At 62.9% G+C, this 1,371-nt stretch carries 1 protein-coding gene; it reads right to left on the bottom strand.

What is annotated here, in order from left to right:
- Positions 1 to 126: 126 nt before the first annotated feature.
- Positions 127 to 1,323 carry an IS701 family transposase gene (locus ACFYOW_RS49630; RefSeq protein ID WP_387299183.1) on the bottom strand — a complete coding sequence of 399 codons (1,197 nt, stop codon included), beginning with the start codon at positions 1,321 to 1,323 and terminating at the stop codon, positions 127 to 129.
- Positions 1,324 to 1,371: the final 48 nt, after the last annotated feature.

Below are 1,371 nucleotides of genomic sequence, written 5' to 3'. Positions count from 1 at the left end.
ACTCCAGCCGCACTTAGTTATGTGATCGGTGTCGTCGCTGGTAGTGGGCTTGCCGTGCCCGGTATTGGTGGCGTCGCCGCCAGATGGACCACTTCCAGGCCGCTGTGTTGTCGAGGGCGTGGGTGATCACGTGTGCCAGTAGACGACGGATTTCTCCGAGGGTGAGCGAGATGAGGCCGCTGCCAACGCTTTTGGGGAGATGGCGGCGGTGACGGCGAGGTAGGTGTGGGCGAGCATGGCCAGGGTGATGTGGCGGTACCAGGCGTCGTAACGGCGGACCTGGTAGTGGTCGAGCCCGACCTCGGTTTTCGCGGTTTGGAAGCAGTCCTCGATCGCCCACCGGCCACCGGCGACCCGGATCAATTCCTCATCGGTGGTGCCGGTGGGCGCGCAACACATGTAATAGGCAATCTCCAACTCTCCCTTGGCATTCGGTGTCAAGGCGCGGCGTGCGAGCAGCCATCGGCCCCACCCCGTGGGGGTCGTGAACTCCAAAGCCAGCAACGAGGCCACCGCCCAGTCGAACAGTCGCGGCCCTTTGGCACCGGCACCGCAACTCAGCCGTTTCCATGCCTGCTCGGGCGCTCGAGCGACCAGCTGATCGGCGCGAGTGCAGCCGGCCGTGACCGGGATCGTCTGGGTGCGCGGTACCGCGACCACGTAGCCGACGCGTCGTTCTTCGAGCCAGGTACGAAACTTATAGTCACCACCGTATGCCTCGTCAGCGGTCACCCATCGCGCCGGAACTCCAGCATCGAAAGCCCGCGCCAGCATCTGTTTCGCCAGTACCGTCTTGGTCGCGAACTCGATCTCCTCCGGCACTCCTGCCTCACGACAACGATCCGGATCCGCGATCCACGACTTCGGCAGATACAACTCCCTGTCGATCAACGTGCGCCCCCGCGCACTGGCATAAGCACAGAACACCCCGAGCTGACTGTTCTCGATCCGACCCGCCGTCCCCGAGTATTGTCGTTGCACCCCAGCAGATTTGGTGCCCTTCTTGATGAACCCGGTCTCGTCGACGATCAACACACCATCCCGATCACCGAGATAACGCACCGCGTAGTCACGCAGATCATCACGCACCCCATCAACATCCCACGCCGCCTTGTTCAACAGCCGCTGCATACCGTCCGGGGTCAGCTCACCCGCAGCCTCGGCCAACGTCCAGCCGTTCTTCCCAGCCAACGGCGCCAACAACCCCCGCACATACATCCGTGCCCGCAACCGCGGCTCCGCACGATAGAACCGGCCCGCAACACGCCCGAACAAATCATCCAACCCAGCCACCCACGCAGCCAGATCCCCATCAACCGACACAACGAAACACGATACCGCACAACATAACTAAGTGCGGCTGGAGTACTA

The organism is Nocardia sp. NPDC006982 (assembly GCF_042869435.1).
Lineage (GTDB): Bacteria > Actinomycetota > Actinomycetes > Mycobacteriales > Mycobacteriaceae > Nocardia.
Note: the sequence above shows the minus strand (reverse complement) of the source record. Positions and strands in the feature narration are given on the sequence as shown.